Origin of the sequence: Tenacibaculum sp. MAR_2009_124, assembly GCF_900105455.1 — a bacterium.
In the GTDB taxonomy this organism is placed as follows: Bacteria; Bacteroidota; Bacteroidia; order Flavobacteriales; family Flavobacteriaceae; genus Polaribacter.
On the sequence record NZ_FNSF01000005.1, the window covers coordinates 31,898 to 53,721 of the forward strand.

The following is a 21,824-nucleotide window of genomic DNA, read 5'->3' on the forward strand; positions in this document are numbered from 1 at the left end:
TATGCGTTATTTTCTATTTATATGAATCCAACCTGTTTTTGGTTCTGAGCCATTCCCTAGATCTAAAACATAATAATATGTTCCAGATGGTAGTTGTTCATCAACCTGAAAATTAATACGCCCGTTAGATTCCCCTGTCCAAGAATTATCATATCTACTCTTACTGTACACAATGCTACCCCAACGGTTGTAAACCTCCAATCGGTTATTCTTATACATTTCGTCACCAATACATGAAATTACAAACGTATCATTCTGTCCATCTCCATTCGGAGTAAACTCATTATATACCGTTAAACATGGCAACGTATCAGGATCTAAATAATCAGGAATTCCATCCTCATCAGTATCTAAAGAATCATCTGGCATTCCATCTCCATTATTATCTGGATTCTCATCAATTGTATCGATTCCATCACCATCATCATCCATATCTAAATAATTAGGAATTCCATCACCATCAGTATCATCTGTATTAGGGTTGCCGTCATCATCAATATCTTCTTCCGAAGTTAAAACACCATCTCCATCATCATCAATATCTTGATAATCGGCTGTTCCATCACCATCTGTATCTTGCATATCTGGAGCATCCCCTCCATTATCTACATCTACAGAATCCATCATACCATCTCCATCACTATCCGAAATATCATCAATAACACCATCTCCATCGCTATCTAATGAAGAATCTGTTCCTCCCTCTTGAAGATCAGTTACCCCATCATTATCACTATCTAAATCTTGATAATCAGGATTACCATCCTCATCTGTGTCCATAATATCAGGAGAACTACCTCCATTATCTGGATCTACTGAATCTGCTAGTCCATCACCATCACTATCCGTTTGATCATCTAACATTCCATCTCCATCTGAATCCAGATTCATATCAGAACCACTTTCTATAAGATCAGAAATACCATCATTATCACTATCTAAATCTTGGAAATCAAGATTACCATCACCATCGGTATCAGTGGCATTTGTACTTCCACCAGCATTCACATCTACATCATCCGCATCTGCCGTATCCACAATACCATCGTTATCAGCATCTGTAGTACTATCTAAAACTCCATCGCCATTGGTATCTACTACTGAAGCATCTTGTCCACTTTCTACTAGGTCTAGAATTCCGTCTCCATCACTATCTAAGTCTAAATGATCTGGAATTCCATCGCCATCAGTATCTCTATCTGGATCACCACCTTGTTCTACGCTATCTAAGATTCCATCATTATCAGAATCTAAGTCATATAGGTCTTCGATACCATCGCCATCGGTATCTGTTGTCAAGGCATCTCCAAAGCCAACTAAGCCATCTACTGAATCTGCAATACCATCACCGTCACTATCTGTTTGATCATCAATTACGCCATCGCCATCTAAATCTAAGTTACCTGGCAAATCTGGATTGTTTGGCTCTTCAACATCTGGGGTTCCATCTCCATCAGTGTCTGGTAAATTGTTTCCATCTACCAAATCTCCTGTGTCTATTTGACCATCTCCGTCGGTATCTGTTCCTCCTGCTTCATCTACATCATTGATACCATCGCCATCACTATCTAAGTCTTGATAATCTGGAAGTCCATCGCCATCGGTATCTGGTCCTGTTGATGAAGTTCCTCCATTATCTGGATCTACTGAATCTGCCAGTCCATCGCCATCGGTATCAGTTTGATCATCAATCACACCATCATTATCAGTATCTAAACTAGGATCGCCTCCGCCTTCTATAAGGTCGGATACTCCGTCATTATCACTATCGGTATCTTGGAAGTCTGGCATTCCATCGCCGTCACTATCCGTTGGCGTAGTACTTCCGCCTGCATTGATGTCATTATCATCATTATCAGCCGTATCTACAATACCATCGTTATCGGCATCTACTGTGCTATCTAACATTCCATCACCATCGGCATCAAGTGTTGCTGCATCTTGGCCACTTTCTACAATGTCTAAGATTCCATCGCCATCACTATCTAAATCTAAATGATCTGGAATACCATCGCCATCGGTATCTCTATTTGGATCGCCATCTTGCTCCACGCTATCTAAGATTCCATCATTATCAGAATCTAAGTCATGGATATCTGCAATACCATCGCCATCAGTATCGGTTTGTTCTGCATCTCCAAAGCCAACTAAGCCATCTACTGAATCTGCAATACCATCACCGTCACTATCTGTTTGATCATCAATTACGCCATCGCCATCTAAATCTAAGTTACCTGGCAAATCTGGATTGTTTGGCTCTTCAACATCTGGGGTTCCATCGCCATCAGTGTCTGGTAGATTGTTTCCATCTACTAAATCTCCTGTGTCTATTTGACCATCTCCGTCGGTATCTGTTCCTCCTGCTTCATCTACATCATTAATGCCATCGCCATCACTATCTAAATCTTGGTAATCTGGAAGTCCATCACCGTCACTATCTGGTCCTGTTGATGCAGTTCCTCCATTATCTGGATCTACTGAATCTGCCAGTCCATCGCCATCGGTATCGGTCTGATCATCAATCACACCGTCATTATCAGCATCTAGACTAGGATCGCCTCCGCCTTCTATAAGATCGGATACTCCGTCATTGTCACTATCGGTATCTTGGAAGTCTGGCATTCCATCGCCATCACTATCCGTTGGTGTAGTACTTCCGCCTGCATTGATGTCATTATCATCATTATCAGCTGTATCTACAATACCATCGTTATCGGCATCTACTGTGCTATCTAACATTCCATCACCATCGGCATCTAGTGTTGCTGCATCTTGTCCACTTTCTACTAGGTCTAGGATTCCATCTCCATCACTATCTAAATCTAAATGATCTGGAATACCATCACCATCGGTATCTCTATTTGGATCACCATCTTGCTCCACACTATCTAAGATTCCATCATTATCAGAGTCTAGATCATGAATATCTGCAATACCATCGCCATCAGTATCGGTCTGCTCTGCATCTCCAAAGCCATCTAAACCGTCCACTGAATCTGCAATACCATCACCGTCACTATCCGTTTGATCATCAATAACGCCATCGCCATCTAAATCTAAGTTTCCTGGTAAGTCCGGATTGTTTGGCTCTTCAACATCTGGTGTTCCGTTTCCACTACTATCTGGTAAATTCGTTCCGTCTAATAGTGTTCCACCTGTATCTATTTGTCCGTTATTATCTGTATCCGTTCCGCCTGCTTCAACAACATCATTGATACCATCACCATCGCTATCTAAGTCTTGGTAATCTGGTAAACCATCACCATCTGTATCTGGTGTTCCTGCTGCTGTTCCACCATTGTCTGGATCTACTGAATCTGCAAGTCCGTCACCATCCATGTCGGTTTGATCATCTAGTATTCCATCATTATTGGCATCTAAGTTTGGATCCGTTCCGCCTTCTACTAAGTCAGATACTCCATCATTATCACTATCCACATCTTGGAAGTCTGATGTACCATCACCATCACTATCAGTTGGTGTAGTGCTTCCGCCTGCGTTTACATCGGCATCATCCGCATCTGCTGTATCTAAAATACCATCGTTATCGGCATCTGTTGTACTATCTAATACTCCATCTCCATTGGTATCTACTACTAAAGCATCTTGTCCACTTTCTACTAGGTCTAGAATTCCATCGCCATCACTATCTAAGTCTAAGTGATCTGGAATTCCATCATTATCTGTATCTCTGTTTGGATCACCATTTTGTTCTACGCTATCTAAGATTCCATCGTTATCTGAATCCAAGTCATGAATATCTGCGATTCCATCTCCATCTGTATCGGTTTGCTCTGCATCTCCAAAGCCTACTAATCCATCTACTGAATCTGCTATACCATCTCCATCGGTGTCTGTTTGATCATCAACAACGCCATCACCATTGGCGTCTAAACTTCCTGGTAAATCTGGATTGTTTGGCTCTAGAACATCTGGTGTTCCGTTTCCACTACTGTCTGGTAAATTCGTTCCATCTAATAGTGTTCCACCTGTATCTATCTGTCCGTTATTATCAGTATCTGCTCCGCCTGCTTCTACAACATCATTGATACCATCACCATCGCTATCTAAGTCTCGGTAATCTGGTAAGCCATCGCCATCACTGTCTGGGGTTCCTGCTGCTGTTCCGCCATTGTCTGGATCTACTGAATCTGCAAGGCCATCGCCGTCGGTATCGGTTTGATCATCAATCACACCGTCATTATCTGCATCTAAACTAGGATCGCCTCCGCCTTCTATAAGGTCAGATACTCCGTCATTATCACTATCAGTATCTTGGAAATCTGGCATTCCATCGCCGTCACTATCCGTTGGGGTAGTACTTCCACCTGCATTGATGTCATTATCATCATTATCAGCTGTATCTACAATACCATCGTTATCAGCATCTATCGTACTATCTAACATTCCATCGCCATCGGCATCAAGTGTCGCTGCATCTTGTCCACTTTCTACAATATCTAAGATTCCGTCTCCATCACTATCTAAGTCTAAATGATCTGGAATTCCATCGCCATCAGTATCTCTATCTGGATCACCACCTTGTTCTACGCTATCTAAGATTCCATCATTATCAGAATCTAAGTCATATAGGTCTTCGATACCATCGCCATCGGTATCTGTTGTCAAGGCATCTCCAAAGCCAACTAAGCCATCTACTGAATCTGCAATACCATCACCGTCACTATCTGTTTGATCATCAATTACGCCATCGCCATCTAAATCTAAGTTACCTGGCAAATCTGGATTGTTTGGCTCTTCAACATCTGGGGTTCCATCGCCATCAGTGTCTGGTAAATTGTTTCCATCTACCAAATCTCCTGTGTCTATTTGACCATCTCCGTCGGTATCTGTTCCTCCTGCTTCATCTACATCATTGATACCATCGCCATCACTATCTAAGTCTTGATAATCTGGAAGTCCATCGCCATCGGTATCTGGTCCTGTTGATGAAGTTCCTCCATTATCTGGATCTACTGAATCTGCCAGTCCATCGCCATCGGTATCAGTTTGATCATCAATCACACCATCATTATCAGTATCTAAACTAGGATCGCCTCCGCCTTCTATAAGGTCGGATACTCCGTCATTATCACTATCGGTATCTTGGAAGTCTGGCATTCCATCACCGTCACTATCCGTTGGCGTAGTACTTCCGCCTGCATTGATGTCATTATCATCATTATCAGCTGTATCTAAAATACCATCGTTATCAGCATCTGTTGTACTATCTAGTACTCCATCGCCATTGGTATCTACCACTGAAGCATCTTGTCCACTTTCTACTAAGTCTAGAATTCCATCGCCATCACTATCTAAGTCTAAGTGATCTAGAATTCCATCACTATCAGTGTCTCTGTTTGGATCGCCGTTTTGTTCTACGCTGTCTAAGATTCCGTCGTTATCTGAATCTAAGTCATGAATGTCTGCAATTCCATCGCCGTCAGTATCGGTTTGCTCTGCATCTCCAAAGCCTACTAATCCATCTACTGAGTCTGCAATACCATCGCCATCACTATCCGTTTGATCATCAATCACGCCATCTCCATTAGCATCTAAACTTCCTGGTAAATCTGGATTGTTTGGCTCTAGAACATCTGATGTTCCGTTTCCACTACTATCTGGTAAGTTTGTTCCATCTAATAGTGTTCCGCCTGTATCTATTTGTCCGTTATTATCGGTATCTGCTCCGCCAGCTTCTACAACATCATTGATACCATCGCCATCGCTATCTAAGTCTTGGTAATCTGGTAAGCCATCTCCATCTGTATCTGGGGTTCCTGCTGCTGTTCCGCCATTGTCTGGATCTACTGAGTCTGCTAGTCCATCACCATCGGTGTCCGTTTGATCATCTAGTATTCCATCATTGTTTGCATCTAAACTTGCATCGGTTCCTCCTTCTACTAAGTCTGATACTCCATCATTATCACTATCCACATCTTGGAAGTCTGATGTACCATCTCCATCGCTATCTGTTGGTGTAATGCTTCCACCTGCATTGACATTATTATCATCTGCATCGGCTGTATCTAAAATACCATCGTTATCAGCATCTGTTGTACTATCTAGTACTCCATCTCCATTGGCATCTACTACCGCTGCATCTTGTCCACTTTCTACTAGATCTAGAATTCCATCGCCATCACTATCTAAGTCTAAGTGATCTGGAATTCCATCACTATCAGTGTCTCTGTTTGGATCGCCATTTTGTTCTACGTTGTCTAAGATTCCATCGTTATCTGAATCTAAGTCATTATCATCTGCAACACCATCACCATCGGTATCTGATAAAATCGTCACTGTTAATGTATAAACATCTCCTGTACATCCATCAGCACTTGTTGGTGTTATTGAATAAACAACCGTTTGATTTACCTTGGTAATGTTTACTAATGCATCTCCAATTGTACTCGCAGTCGAAGAAGTAATTGTTTCTCCTGTTACATTAGTATTATCTGCCGCACTCCAGCTAAACGTAGTTCCTGCTACAGAGGTGTCGGCTGCTAGATTGTGAGATAATGTTTCTCCACTTGTTATGGTTACTGTAGGATTCGTTGCCACAAAATCTTGTGGATCGATCGTTACCGTATATGTGTAAGAATCTCCCGCACAACCATCTGGACTTGTTGGTGTTATTGTATAGACTACTGTTTGAACACTATTGCTTGTGTTTATTAAAGTGTCTGTTATACTCGTCGCTGTGGATGCACTCGTGGTTTCTCCCGTTACATCCGTATTCTCTGCTGCACTCCAACTAAAGGTTGTTCCTACTACTGGCGTATCCGAAGTTAAATCATGAGCTAAACTCGAATTGCTACATATATGATCACTTGGATCTACCGCTACAAAATCCTGAGGACTTAATGTTACTGTATATGTATAAGAACTTCCTAGACAACCATTTGAACTTGTAGGTATAATAGTATAAACTACCGTTTGAACACTATTACTTGTATTTATTAAGGTATCACCTATGGTCGAAGTTGTTTGTGCTGTTAAAGACTCGCCTGTAACATTCGCATTGTCCGCTGCACTCCAACTAAAGGTTGTTCCTGCTACATTAACATCTGAAGTTAAATCATGAGTCAAGGCTATATTACTACAAACCGTATCTGTTGGTGCTGCTGCTACAAATGGTTCTGGATTTACTGTTACCGTGTAGGTATATGAATCTCCAACACAACCATCTGCACTTGTTGGTGTTATTGTGTATACTACCGTTTGAACCGATCCACTTGTGTTAGTTAAGGTATCGGTAATACTTGTTGCGGTTGAAGCACTTGTCGTTTCTCCCGTTACGTTTGCATTGTCTGCCGCACTCCAACTAAAGGTTGTTCCTGCTACATTAACATCACCTGTTAAATCATGGCTTAACGCTACATCACTACAAACGGTGCCTGTTGGTGCTGTCGCTACAAATGGTTCTGGGTTTACTGTTACTGTGTAGGTATATGAATCTCCTGCACAACCATTCGAACCTGTTGGCGTAATTGTATAAACTACTGTTTGAACTGAGCCACTTGTGTTGGTTAAGGTATCTGTAATACTTGTTGCGGTTGAAACACTTGTCGTTTCTCCTGTGACATTTGCGTTGTCTGCTGCACTCCAACTAAAGGTATTCCCAGTGAATGTAACATCTGCTGTTAAATCGTGATTTAACGCTACATCACTACAAACTGTGTCTGTAGGAGGTGTGTTATTCACAGGTTCTGGATTCACAGTTACAGTATAGATATATGAATCTCCTGCACAGCCAGCAGCACTCGTTGGTGTAATAGTATACACTACAGTCTGTACTGAGCCACTTACATTTGTTAAAGTATCAGTAATGTTAGCAGCTGTAGAAACTGTTGTCGTCTCTCCCGTTACATTTACATTATCTGCTGCGCTCCAACTAAAAGTATTTCCCGTTAGCGTTACATCTGCTGTTAAATCGTGATTCAACGCTACATCGCTACAAACCGTTTCTGTTGGCGGCGTACTATTAACGGGTTCCGGGTTTACTGTTAACGTAACTTCTGAGCTTGTTTCACTAGCACAAACATTTTTAGTACTTGTTACGAGTAACCTGTATTTATTTGTTGAAGCAGATAACGGTACATTGGTTAATGTTAAACTTACAGTCGTTGCACCTCCATATATTCCGCCATCACTTATATTATTCCATGGTCCTGAACCTCCAACTTGTTCCTGCCAATGATAAGCTAAATCAGCTGTAGCTGGAGTACTACCACTATAATCTGGTGTGGTTGAAGGAGCTGTTCCTGTGAAGGTTGTTGTACTTAAGGAAGAAGCTGCACCCGTAAATGTTGTACTTGCTTCTGGACAAATTGTTGCATCTGTTGGCTGTGTATCAACCTGAAGCATTGTAGCTTCTACTTCATTTCCATTAACTCCGTCGTACCCTCCAACTCCTCCAGTAACCTGACCATTGCTATCGAAACCTGTTCCATCTAATATTCCATCACTATCTCCATCAGTTCCTCCTGATTCAGTTACATCATTACAGCCATCATTATCACTATCTACGTCTAAATGATCAAGAACCATATCTCTATCAGCATCACAAAGTCTAAGCTCTACGAAATACTGTGAATTCCCAGTAGCACCTGTTGCAAAAATTTCCATTCTTTTCGCTCCAGGTTGTTTAGCTATCCATTCGAATCTTACTCCATTGCTAGTTGCCGTACCTCCTACTGGGTTTTCTACATAGTAGGTATTTCCAGTATTCGCAGTAAAATAATCATCAATCAAGGTTGTTTGAAAATCATATTCTACTCCATCTAAAGCTATAAATCCATCTTGTAAACCTTGAGCTAAAGATCCACCATGTGCTATGGTTACAAAAGCTAAATCAGCATAAGGTCCTGAAAATTCAAAAATCGCATTTCCTTCGGTAGCATTTGTTTTCCAAGCTAATCCTGCAGAATTTGTAGCTCCATTGGTTATGGTTACAAAAATACTACCTGTTGGCAGTCCGAATAAACTACTTATATCATCATTTGTTATACTATAATTTGAAGCATTCCCTCCTGGCGGAGTAGATAAATCTGCTGGTGTAACTTTAACACGAGCACATTCAGCATCATCTAAAATACCATCATTATCGTCGTCTAAATCACATACATTATTTATACCGTCTCCATCTGGATCATTTGCTGTTGGTGTTCCTATTGTAGCGCCGTCAGAACAAGGGTCTGACTCTGTAAGAATTGCGCTATTTTGAATACCCACACAAGCGGCATTCGGATGTGTTATGACTAAATTATATACTTTACCTGATAAGCCAGTTACATTACTAATATTTAATGTTGATGTTGTAACTCCTGAATACACTCCTGTATTCGTTAAATTTACACCATCTTCTTGCCATTGATATACCAATCCTGCAGAAACGTCTGTTGCTCCTGCATCAGAATAATCTGGTGTTGTCGTCGGAGCAGTACCTGTATATGCTGATGTACTAATAGCTGTTGCAGATGTTATGGTAAATGAAGTCGGGTCCCCTGTGTTTACAGATTGATCTACTAAAGCAGTTGCATCAACAGTTACTTGGGTTGGGACAATTTCAATACCCAAAACTCCATCATAACCTCCTGATCCACCCGTCACTTGTCCGTTGGCATCAAAACCAGTTCCATCAAGAACTCCATCATCATTAGCATCAACACCTCCCGATTCAATGACATCATTACAACCGTCATTATCACTATCTGCATCTAAACGATTTGGAATACCATCACCATCAGTATCTATATCCATTAAATTATTACAAACAGGCATTGTTGTTCCTTCCAACAATTGTAATGTTGGATTTTCCGTAGATTTCCACCAAATTGCTCCATTGTTTGAATTAAATTCGTCGAAATTATACAACCTAAGAAAAACTGTTCCTGTTGGATTTATTGGAGTAGTTAGAGAAGAGCTAGTTCCTGATTTAGTAGAAATATTTGCTACTTCAACGGCATTACTTGGATTTCCAAATTCATCCATAAATAAATAATCATGATCCCACTGAGACCCACTAATTATTTGAAATTGAACATTTGTTTGAGAAGATAAATCCACATATACATCTAAAATAGTTAAATCACTGACCCCAGATCCAGACGCACCTATAATCTCTGCACTTGAAGTTACTGTAGATGTAACGGAAGGAACTGGATCTGGAAAATAAGGAAGACTAAAAGCATCAACTCCTGTGAAGAGTGTTGTAATGCTAGGTACAGGGGTAGGTATAGAAAAAACAGGAGTGTATAATGCAGTATTCTTAGTAGCACTAAATGTGCATATTGCTGATACTGTTGACATTTCATTTATATCCAGAATTCCATCATTATCATCATCTAAATCACATGAATTGTTAATTCCATCTGCATCAGGGTCATTTGCTGTTGGAGTTCCAACAATAGCTCCGACTGTACAAGGATTAACTTCTGTAAGTGTGGCACTATTTTGAACATCAACACAGCCTGTATTTGGATGTGACACCACTAAATTATACACCTTGCCTGATAGTCCTGTTACATCACTAATATTTAATGTAGAAGTTGTCACTCCCGAATACACCCCTGTATTTGTTAAGTCTACTCCATCTTCTTGCCATTGATATACCAACCCTGCTGAAACATCTGTTGCGCCTGGATCTGAATAATCGGGTGTTGTTGCAGGTGGTGTACCTGTATATGCTGATGTACTAATAGCTGTTGCAGATGTTATGGTAAATGAAGTCGGATCTCCTGTATTTACGGACTGATCTACTAAAGCAGTTGCATCAACAGTTACTTGGGTTGGTACAATTTCAGTACCCGTAACTCCATCATATCCTCCCGAACCTCCAGTAACTTGTCCATTAGCATCAAAACCAGTTCCATCAAGAATTCCATCATCGTTGGCATCAATTCCTCCAGATTCAATTACATCATTACAGCCATCATTATCGCTATCCAAATCTAAAATATTTTGGATACCATCTCGATCTGTATCACAAATTCTATATTTGATTTGTAATAAAACTCCATTTTGAGAACTAGTAGAAATCCCCCCAGAAGATATCCCCGATATAACTTCTATATTCGCTTCATTTGAAATTTCATATCTTGGAAAGCTTGTAGTCGTCGTACCAACACCTCCTACAGGATTGGATACTCCTTGAGCCGTAATATCTATGCCGCTAATTGGTCCTGTTGGTTGCAATAGCACACCTCCTGAAGGACCACACATAACAAACTCTCCATCAGTAAATTGACCATCATACATTAAAGATATTTTCTCAAAACTTTTTGTAAATGACACTTCAATCTTCCTTGTTCCTCCAATAACATTGGCAAGCCCCAACCAAGGGCTTCCGACAGCACCTATCAAATTCGAAGCTGGAGTTGAAGAACCAGTAAAACTAAACTTAACAGTTATTCCTATTCCATTTAGCTCCGGGATTCCCAAAACAGCCCCTATATCAGGAATAGTTTGTCCTGAAGCTGAACTAATACCTACATCTGTTAAGCCTAAGTCTGCCCAATTAATATTTAATGTTACCAGACCACACTCATCACTATCTAAAATACCATCGTTATCATCATCTAAATCACATGAATTGTTAATTCCATCTCCATCAGGATCATTTGCTGTTGGTGTTCCAACAATCGCTCCATCCGTACAAGGATCTATTTCGGTGAGTCTTGCACTATTTTGAACATCTACACAGCCTATATTTGGATGAGACACCACTAAATTATACACCTTACCTGATAGCCCTGTTACATCACTTATATTTAATGTAGAAGTTGTAACTCCTGTGTACACTCCCGTAGTTGTTAAATCTACTCCATCTTCCTGCCATTGATATACCAACCCGGCAGAGACATCTGTTGCACCTGAATCTGAATAATCGGGTGTTGTTGCCGGTGGAGTACCCGTATATGCTGATGTACTGGTGGCCGTCGCGGATGTTATCGTAAATGAAGTCGGATCTCCTGTGTTCACAGATTGATCTACCAAAGCAGTCGCATCAACAGTTACTTGTGTTGCTACAGTCTCGTTACCCGATACTCCATCATACCCTCCTGATCCTCCTGTAACTTGACCGTTAGCATCAAAACCAGTTCCATCAAGAATCCCGTCATCATTAGCATCAATTCCTCCAGATTCAATTACATCATTACAGCCATCATTATCGCTATCCAAATCTAAAATATTTTGGATACCATCTCGATCTGTATCACAAATTCTATATTTGATTTGTAATAAAACTCCATTTTGAGAACTAGTAGAAATCCCCCCAGAAGATATCCCCGATATAACTTCTATATTCGCTTCATTTGAAATTTCATATCTTGGAAAGCTTGTAGTCGTCGTACCAACACCTCCTACAGGATTGGATACTCCTTGAGCCGTAATATCTATGCCGCTAATTGGTCCTGTTGGTTGCAATAGCACACCTCCTGAAGGACCACACATAACAAACTCTCCATCAGTAAATTGACCATCATACATTAAAGATATTTTCTCAAAACTTTTTGTAAATGACACTTCAATCTTCCTTGTTCCTCCAATAACATTGGCAAGCCCCAACCAAGGGCTTCCGACAGCACCTATCAAATTCGAAGCTGGAGTTGAAGAACCAGTAAAACTAAACTTAACAGTTATTCCTATTCCATTTAGCTCCGGGATTCCCAAAACAGCCCCTATATCAGGAATAGTTTGTCCTGAAGCTGAACTAATACCTACATCTGTTAAGCCTAAGTCTGCCCAATTAATATTTAATGTTACCAGACCACACTCATCACTATCTAAAATACCATCGTTATCATCATCTAAATCACATGAATTGTTAATTCCATCTCCATCAGGATCATTTGCTGTTGGTGTTCCAACAATCGCTCCATCCGTACAAGGATCTATTTCGGTGAGTCTTGCACTATTTTGAACATCTACACAGCCTATATTTGGATGAGACACCACTAAATTATACACCTTACCTGATAGCCCTGTTACATCACTTATATTTAATGTAGAAGTTGTAACTCCTGTGTACACTCCCGTAGTTGTTAAATCTACTCCATCTTCCTGCCATTGATATACCAACCCGGCAGAGACATCTGTTGCACCTGAATCTGAATAATCGGGTGTTGTTGCCGGTGGAGTACCCGTATATGCTGATGTACTGGTGGCCGTCGCGGATGTTATCGTAAATGAAGTCGGATCTCCTGTGTTCACAGATTGATCTACCAAAGCAGTCGCATCAACAGTTACTTGTGTTGCTACAGTCTCGTTACCCGATACTCCATCATACCCTCCTGATCCTCCTGTAACTTGACCGTTAGCATCAAAACCAGTTCCATCAAGAATCCCGTCATCATTAGCATCAATTCCTCCAGATTCAATTACATCATTACAGCCATCATTATCGCTATCCAAATCTAAAATATTTTGGACACTATCTCGATCTGTATCACAAATTCTATATTTGATTTGTAATAAAACTCCATTTTGAGAACTAGTAGAAATCCCCCAGAAGATATCCCCGATATAACTTCTATATTTGCTTCATTTGAAATTTCATATCTTGGAAAGCTTGTAGTCGTCGTACCAACACCTCCTACAGGATTGGATACTCCTTGAGCCGTAATATCTATGCCGCTAATTGGTCCTGTTGGTTGCAATAGCACACCTCCTGAAGGACCATACATAACAAACTCTCCATCAGTAAATTGACCATCATACATTAAAGATATTTTCTCAAAACTTTTTGTAAATGACACTTCAATCTTCCTTGTTCCTCCAATAACATTGGCAAGCCCCAACCAAGGGCTTCCGACAGCACCTATCAAATTCGAAGCTGGAGTTGAAGAACCAGTAAAACTAAACTTAACAGTTATTCCTATTCCATTTAGCTCCGGGATTCCCAAAACAGCCCCTATATCAGGAATAGTTTGTCCTGAAGCTGAACTAATACCTACATCTGTTAAGCCTAAGTCTGCCCAATTAATATTTAATGTTACCAGACCACACTCATCACTATCTAAAATACCATCGTTATCATCATCTAAATCACATGAATTGTTAATTCCATCTCCATCAGGATCATTTGCTGTTGGTGTTCCAACAATCGCTCCATCCGTACAAGGATCTATTTCGGTGAGTCTTGCACTATTTTGAACATCTACACAGCCTGTATTTGGATGAGACACCACTAAATTATACACCTTACCTGATAGCCCTGTTACATCACTTATATTTAATGTAGAAGTTGTAACTCCTGTGTACACTCCCGTAGTTGTTAAATCTACTCCATCTTCCTGCCATTGATATACCAACCCGGCAGAGACATCTGTTGCACCTGAATCTGAATAATCGGGTGTTGTTGCCGGTGGAGTACCCGTATATGCTGATGTACTGGTGGCCGTCGCGGATGTTATCGTAAATGAAGTCGGATCTCCTGTGTTCACAGATTGATCTACCAAAGCAGTCGCATCAACAGTTACTTGTGTTGCTACAGTCTCGTTACCCGATACTCCATCATACCCTCCTGATCCTCCTGTAACTTGACCGTTAGCATCAAAACCAGTTCCATCAAGAATCCCGTCATCATTACCATCAACACCTCCTGATTCAATGGTATCTTTACATCCATCATTATCGCTGTCTATATCCAAATAATTCGGAATTTCATCAGAATCAAAATCGCATACCGAAGTTCTCTCTGCTATTGTCAATGAAGAATACTCCCATTCAGTTGAATTGTAATTAGCTGGCTGATAAGTTAATCCAGTTGCTACAATATGCCTTTCTAAATATATTTTTTGATATTTCGTCCCTTCTGGAATTAAAATAAAACCTATTGTAGAATCATTTCCTCCGTTATATGCACTCTCTTCAACATTTCCTACATCAATAGTAAAGTTACTCGTTTTACTGGTCACTCCATTATACGGAACATTTCCTTCTACAAATGTTGAAGGTCCTCCATCGGCTATTTGACTCGGATTCACTGGCTGTACGAACCTCCAGCCAGAGAAATCAGTTTCAGGGCTTCCGTCTAATTTTATCGCAGTGAAAATAAGTTCTCCATCGTAAAAACCTTCAACATCTGGATAATTACCTGATATTCCAAAAACCGTTTTCCAATCGGCAAATCCCGTCGTTGTACTCAAGAAATCAAACTCCATTACCTGTCTAAAATCTCCACTTCCACCATGGTTTGACCAAGTATATAAAGCACTAGTACTACCCGATTCAAGGGTTCCGACTTCTGAATTTAAATTAGTTTCCGTAACAAATTTATCTTCAAAATGTGGTGCCGTACCATGAATAGGATAACTCGCATCAGTTATATATGTTTCGGGAACACCATTTTTTGTGTAAGCATGAACTAAGTTTATATTCACTGTCCCTCCAGAGGGATATGTTGCTGTGGCAGTAAATGTTCCCGGGACACCATTGAACTGGGCATATTGATATCTTTTTATTCCGCATTCAGTGCTATCTAAAATACCATCATTATCATTATCTAAATCACAAATATTGACCACTCCATCTCCGTCAACATCTGGTAAGCCCGAAACTGAAGAATCACAGCAAGCAGAACTATCTGTATTATCTATTACTGCAGCTGATGTAGATTGACCTCCTGTACTCGTTAAAGGAACACCATTAGCATCAACACCTCCAGTAAAAATCCCTAGAGATAATTGCGTATGATTATAAGATCCTGATGCTTCTAATGCATCATAACATCCATCATTATCACTATCTACATCCAAATGATCAGGGATTCCATCAGAATCGGTATCTATATCACATAATTTATCTAACACTATCTTTAATCCTCCTCCAGAAGGTACAGCATTACCATTAACTACATCAGTTCTTTTAATTGTAAAACTACTTACTTCAGGAAGCTGAATAGAAAAGGTTGCATTTACGGGCGTTATATTGTTCGCCCCTCCTTCTTGATTAGAATTTATAATAATTTGACCCGCTGTTATCGTTTCTGTAATTTGATTCGCAGGATCAGAAACGGTAGCTAAACCAGCTCCAGAATCATATTCAATTGTATAAGTTTCACGTAAATTGAAAACACCTGCTCCCCATTCAAATTCGATGGGTTCACTTTTATCTAAATCTACCTGTACTGTAATTTCATCATTTCCAGCTGATGCTGCATTCGTAAATGAAATCGCTCCTGTGGCATTAAATGATACACCAAAAGCAGTTGTAGAGCTTGCAGCTATAATTTCTACATTATCTATATTAGTTGTGAATATAGATGTAGCTGCTGTAGCTCCAGCAATAGTTCCACCAGTTGTTAAGTTTATGTTTAAAGGAACTGTTGTACCTTCACTATATGAATTTGGAGTAATTACCCAATTCACAACGCCTGAACAAGCGGTTACTCCCTCATTGGTGTCTAAGACACCATCGTTATCATTATCTAAATCAGCCTTATCTGCAACTCCATCTCCATCAGTATCCTTATTTATATTAACTGTTAAACTCGCTTGAGAACATAAAGGTGTTGGGTTTGAACTATCACAAATTTCATATGTTATTGTATCCGTTCCAGTAGCCGTTGGACTTGATGTATATATTATGGTACCATCATTATTTACAGAAATACTTCCTTTTGAAGTTGTGTTACCTCCTACTATGGTAATTGAAGTAAGATCTAAGTTTCCGTTAGGATCAGTATCGTTTCCCGCCAAATCAATGGTTGTAGCGACTCCTTGCGTAGCTTCTCCTACATCATTGTTTACTACTGGATCATCATTAGATATTACCCTGGTGATAAACATTACGGTATGTATTTGGTCTGTCCCTGTTTGAACTTGTACATCTATTGCTGTATCTCCATTTGAAATGTATGGAGTTATATTGTATTCTTCTACATCTATTCCGTATCTCGTTGGTGAAGTAGCAACATTACCAGGAGTACTCACACCATCGTGGAGCATTCCAAAAGAAGTTCCCAAAACATTAGACATTTGATTGGTATTAACTAAAACCCCTTCTCCTGTATTCGCTGGATTGTTGTCTCCTTCAAATCCATACATTGTTAAACTTCCTTCAACAGGTAAACCTATATTTAAAGAACCCAGATTAAAAGTTGCTGAAGCATCTTTTCCTGCACCATTATATAATAATTTTAAACCATCGTATACATTTATATTATAGGTATCAGTTATTCCAATAGTATCTTCATATACCACAACTAAAAGCCATGATCCGGAAACAGTACCAAAATTATACCATGATGTTCCAGACGTGTTTTCTATGTCTAAATTTGTCATAGTATAATTCCCAGACCCTCCACTATTTACGATTGTTGTTACGTCCGTTACGCAGGAAAAGTAGGTTTCTGTTGCATCAAAAGGATCACCATAAGTATTATCGGCTACCACCGTATGAAGTGTTCCAAGAGGGTCTTGAAACGTAACCGTATTGTCAACCACAGTATTTCCATGAGCCCAGTACAAATAGGCCTTTACCACATTAACTCCACTTGGAATCGTAAGATTTGAAGCGGCCGAGGTTACTATTGAAGAATTGGTAACTAGAGATGCAGGCGTTCCTGAATTATCAGTCGGTTGATCTCTAAAAGAAGAACCTGCTAAGGTATAGTTAATTTTTCCCGAAAAAATATCTCGGTTTGTTATACTTTGACTGTAGATGAAACTTGTAAATAAAATACAAATCACCATGCAGGCTAATAGTCTTTTACTATAATTTATAACCATAATTTATAAAGTTGGGGGTTCTATATAAGTCATTATATCATTATAACTTTCGTCTTAATTTTTATACTATATTTTATATTTACCGATATGTTTCTAGCATCATACAAAGCTTGGTTAGACATATGTTACTTTACCTTAACACATCTTTATTTACTTCCTTAAAAGGATATAAATAGGCATAACATAAAATTTTGATTCTTTGAGAATAGGTTTAAATCATTTTCTAATACTATTAAAGGATTAATAAGATTTTTAAACACGTAAATGCTTATATTAATTATGAAAACGAAATTCAGTATACCTATAAAATGTTTTAAAGACAAGCCTTATGCAAAAACACATTAATTGGAGTGTGATCCTTCCGGATAAATTTGGAGTCTATGATTACGAATTGATTTTGTAGTAGTTGCAATTCTGTTGTAGGAGTAGTGTGATAATTTTTTAGACTAAAATCTCATAGGTTTCTAGGAGTAAATACCCCAGATACAGTTTTAGAAGGGGGATTTCATTTTTTAGGTTTTTATCTAATTTTGGTTATAGTTAAATTAATAAGCACTTTTGACAAAAGTATTTCTATAATCTTCTATCAATGCTAATATATAGAAATAGGAATTCTCCATGTATATTTTTTCGATGAAAAAATGATGAAATGCAATTATCTATAGACGAGTACCTAAAACACTAAAAAACAACACATTAAAACCTCATCTGTTTTTATTTTCTCTGAATGATATGAGTAAAAGAATTTGTTTTCTTAACCAAGATTTTATTGTTAAGAATTTCCTAGAAATTTAAGCAGTAACAAATTATAAGAAATAAAATAATTCCTTACATTCCTTTTTCGCTTCTTTTATTTTGGTATACCTCAGCGATCGTTGGATTCTCAGAACATTCTTTTATCTGTTCCAATTCATCTCCTGCTTTCACCTCTCCTGTTTGTACAACTTTAAAATAAATACCTGGAAAATCTTGTTTCCAAAACTGTTTTACAATTTTCATATTGTTAAATCGTACTCCTAGTTTCATACAAGGTTGTCTCGGTTTTGTAACCTCCAAAACTACCTCTCCTACTTTAAAAGTATCTCCTACATGAATCTTGGATTCATCTAAGTTATCAATAGTTAGATTCTCACCAAACATTCCTAAGTCCCAATCTGAATTTGGATACAATTCTTTCCAATAATCATAGTGCTTTAATGAATATCCATAAACCGCTTGATCAATACCCCCATGATCTTCTCTATTGCAAATTGCATCGCCTTTTACTTCTTCTTGGTCCAAAAAAACAGGTTTCTCTACTGGATATTTAAAAATACCCGTTGTTACCATTTTCCCTTTCCAGTCAATTTCTTTTCGTTCTCCGATGTTTGTTGCAATGATTTTCATTTATTATATTTTTTGGGTAATTAGTTTATATTCCACTCCTGATTATTCTTTTAAATAACTTCCTAAAACATCCGCTATATTTCGATTATCAGATAATTGTGGTATTTTATTCTGTCCTCCAAACTTTCCTATAGATTTCATATACTCATGAAAACCTCCTTTCTTCACCTTTTTAATCACCAAGGTTTTCAATATTTTACCATCAATTAAATCGCGGTAGTAAATATTTTGCTCTTGCATGGAAGCGTCTATTTTTGACGCCATCTCTTCAAGATTTTCAGGTTCGGTTTCAAACTCTATAAACCATTCATGAAAAGGTAATCCAGTTTCAGGATTTACCTGTGGAGCTACGGTAAACTCACTTACATTTATATCGGTTCCTTTAATTGCATCGTTCAAGGCCTTTTCTACTTCTTTCCCAATAACATGTTCTCCAAAAGCTGAAATAAAATGTTTTATTCTACCCGTTACTTTTATTCTATATGGTTTTAAGGAAGTAAATTCAATTGTATCCCCAATATTATATCCCCATAAACCAGCAGATGTATTTAAAATAATTACATAGTTTACACCTACCTTAACATCTTTTAACGATATTCTCGTTGGATTTTCATTGTAATATTCCGATGCAGGAATAAACTCATAAAATATACCTGAGTTTAACTGCAATAACATCCCTTTTTCAGTTTGAGAATCTTGATAGGCTATAAAACCTTCAGAAGCTGGGTATAGTTCGACATAATCAATTTTCTTTCCAATTAAGGCTTCAAATTTGTTTTTATAAGGTTCAAAGTTAACACCTCCATAAACGAAGAAGTTAAAATTTGGAAATATTTCAGAAATCGATTTCCCTGTTTTTTCTATAAGCTTTTCAAAATAGACTTGAACCCAAGATGGGATTCCACTAATGACCGTCATGTTTTCTGGAAGAGTTTCTTCCACTATTTTATCTACCTTTGTATCCCAATCTTCAATACAATTCGTTTCCCAACTTGGTAATCTATTTTTTAATAAGTAGTTCGGAACGTAATGCGCTGCAATTCCACTTAAACGCCCTAATTTCACTCCATTTTTATCTTCTAATACTGGACTTCCTTGAAGGAAAATCATTTTACCATTAACGAAGCTTGCATTTTTTGTTTCTGCAATATAAAACAACAAGGCATTTCGTGCGGCTTTAATATGCGTAGGCATTGATTCTTTTGTAATTGGAATATACTTCGCTCCTGAGGTAGTTCCTGAGGTTTTGGCAAAGTACAAAGGGCGCCCTTTCCACAACACGTCTTCTTCTCCTTTAACCACTCGATCAACATAAGTTCTCAACCCTTCATAATCGCTAATTGGAACACGTTTTTTAAAGTCTTCATAATTATTTATCGATATAAAGTCATGATCTTTTCCGAAGGCAGTTTTACATCCTTCAGATACTAAATACTCAAATACGTTTTTTTGGGTCTTATGAGGTTTATTTGCCCATTTATAGACTTGTTTTCTTACTTGCTTTGCAAATGGAATTGCTAGTTTCGACTTGATACTCATTTATTGAAAAGCTATATAATTAGTTGGATTTACCGGGTATCCATCATTCCATAATTCAAAGTGTAAGTGAGGCCCAGTGGTTAACTCTCCTGTTGATCCGACATTGGCAATTACCTCTCCTGACTTTACAAATTCTCCTTGCTGCTTTAGTAAAGTTCCATTGTGTTTATACACTGATAAGAACTGATTTGAATGTTGAATCATAATAACATATCCTGTTTCTGTAGTCCATTCCGCTAAAACAACCGTTCCATCAGCAATTGCTTTCACAGGGCTTCCTGTTTTCGCTACAATATCAACAGCATAATGCCTACTATTAACATCATAGCCTTGAGAAGTAATTCCTGTGAGTGGTGAAAAGAACACATTTTTAGCTCTATTTGCATCAGCTTCTGACAACGGAAATCTATCTTTACTTTCAACCTGTTCTCTAAAAAGAGAATCTCTTTTAGTCGCTTGCAATTTGGACTCATCGAAAAACACCCCTCCATCTTTAATATTAACAATGGAATCAATTTTTTCGGGCTCTATTTCTCCTGTTAAAACAGGTTTCAAAGCTTTCGTATAAATTTCCAAAACACTTAACCTATTTTTCAAAGAATCTGCTTCGTAGGTTAATCGTGTTGCTTTCTTTTTTAAAGAAGTAGACGAATATCCTGGTATATATTCTCGTAATGAGGTAAATGCAATTAACAACGTTGTTAGCATCACTAAGAGAATAGAGAAAAGTCCTCCCAAAACAAATACATTTAATCTCGACAGTTTTAAAGAAAATCGTTCTTGAAAAGTATCTTCATTTAAAATTACCAAGCGGTATTTATCGGTTAGTTTTTGTTTGAACTTTCGATTTTTATCTTTTTTGGCCACAGTCTGTTTGTTTATAGGTTTAACCCGAATTATGCGTTAGAAACATAATATAGAATTTATACCATTTGAAATTACCGAAATAAAACGTTCTTTTTTCCTTTCTATTTCAAAACACCAACTGGTATTAGGTTCAAATATACAATGAAGTATTCGAAGTTTTTATATTTAAGATAAAATTGACGTATAGTGGACACTTTTACTAAGTGCTTTATTTGATGACCTACTAAAAATCTCATAAGAATTGAAGACATTGTTTTTACATCATTTTTATGTTAGATTATTGAAGTGCAAATTCAA

Annotated in this window: 5 protein-coding genes; all 5 read right to left on the bottom strand. The window is 38.4% G+C overall.

Annotated features, from left to right (window positions below; genetic code table 11):
- Positions 1 to 6: 6 nt before the first annotated feature.
- The 5 genes from BLW23_RS11185 to BLW23_RS11205 all read right to left on the bottom strand — a co-directional run bounded on the left by BLW23_RS11185 (position 7) and on the right by BLW23_RS11205 (position 21,527).
- The gene (locus tag BLW23_RS11185) at positions 7 to 13,416 is read right to left on the bottom strand and encodes a PKD-like domain-containing protein (RefSeq protein WP_093669856.1); all 13,410 of its coding nucleotides are present in this window, start codon (positions 13,414 to 13,416) and stop codon (positions 7 to 9) included.
- Between the two features lie 2 nt (positions 13,417 to 13,418).
- Entirely contained in the window at positions 13,419 to 17,699 is a 4,281-nt protein-coding gene (locus tag BLW23_RS11190) for an Ig-like domain-containing protein (protein WP_093669858.1), read from the bottom strand.
- Positions 17,700 to 18,563: 864 nt separating this feature from the next.
- Positions 18,564 to 19,121, bottom strand: coding sequence for an MOSC domain-containing protein (locus BLW23_RS11195; RefSeq protein WP_093669860.1), 558 nt, complete (start codon positions 19,119 to 19,121; stop codon positions 18,564 to 18,566).
- Positions 19,122 to 19,163: 42 nt separating this feature from the next.
- Positions 19,164 to 20,660 carry a GH3 auxin-responsive promoter family protein gene (locus BLW23_RS11200; protein ID WP_093669862.1) on the bottom strand — a complete coding sequence of 499 codons (1,497 nt, stop codon included), beginning with the start codon at positions 20,658 to 20,660 and terminating at the stop codon, positions 19,164 to 19,166.
- A complete protein-coding gene (locus tag BLW23_RS11205; protein WP_093669864.1) occupies positions 20,661 to 21,527 on the bottom strand; it encodes a M23 family metallopeptidase in 867 nt (288 codons plus the stop codon).
- Between the last annotated feature and the right edge of the window lie 297 nt (positions 21,528 to 21,824).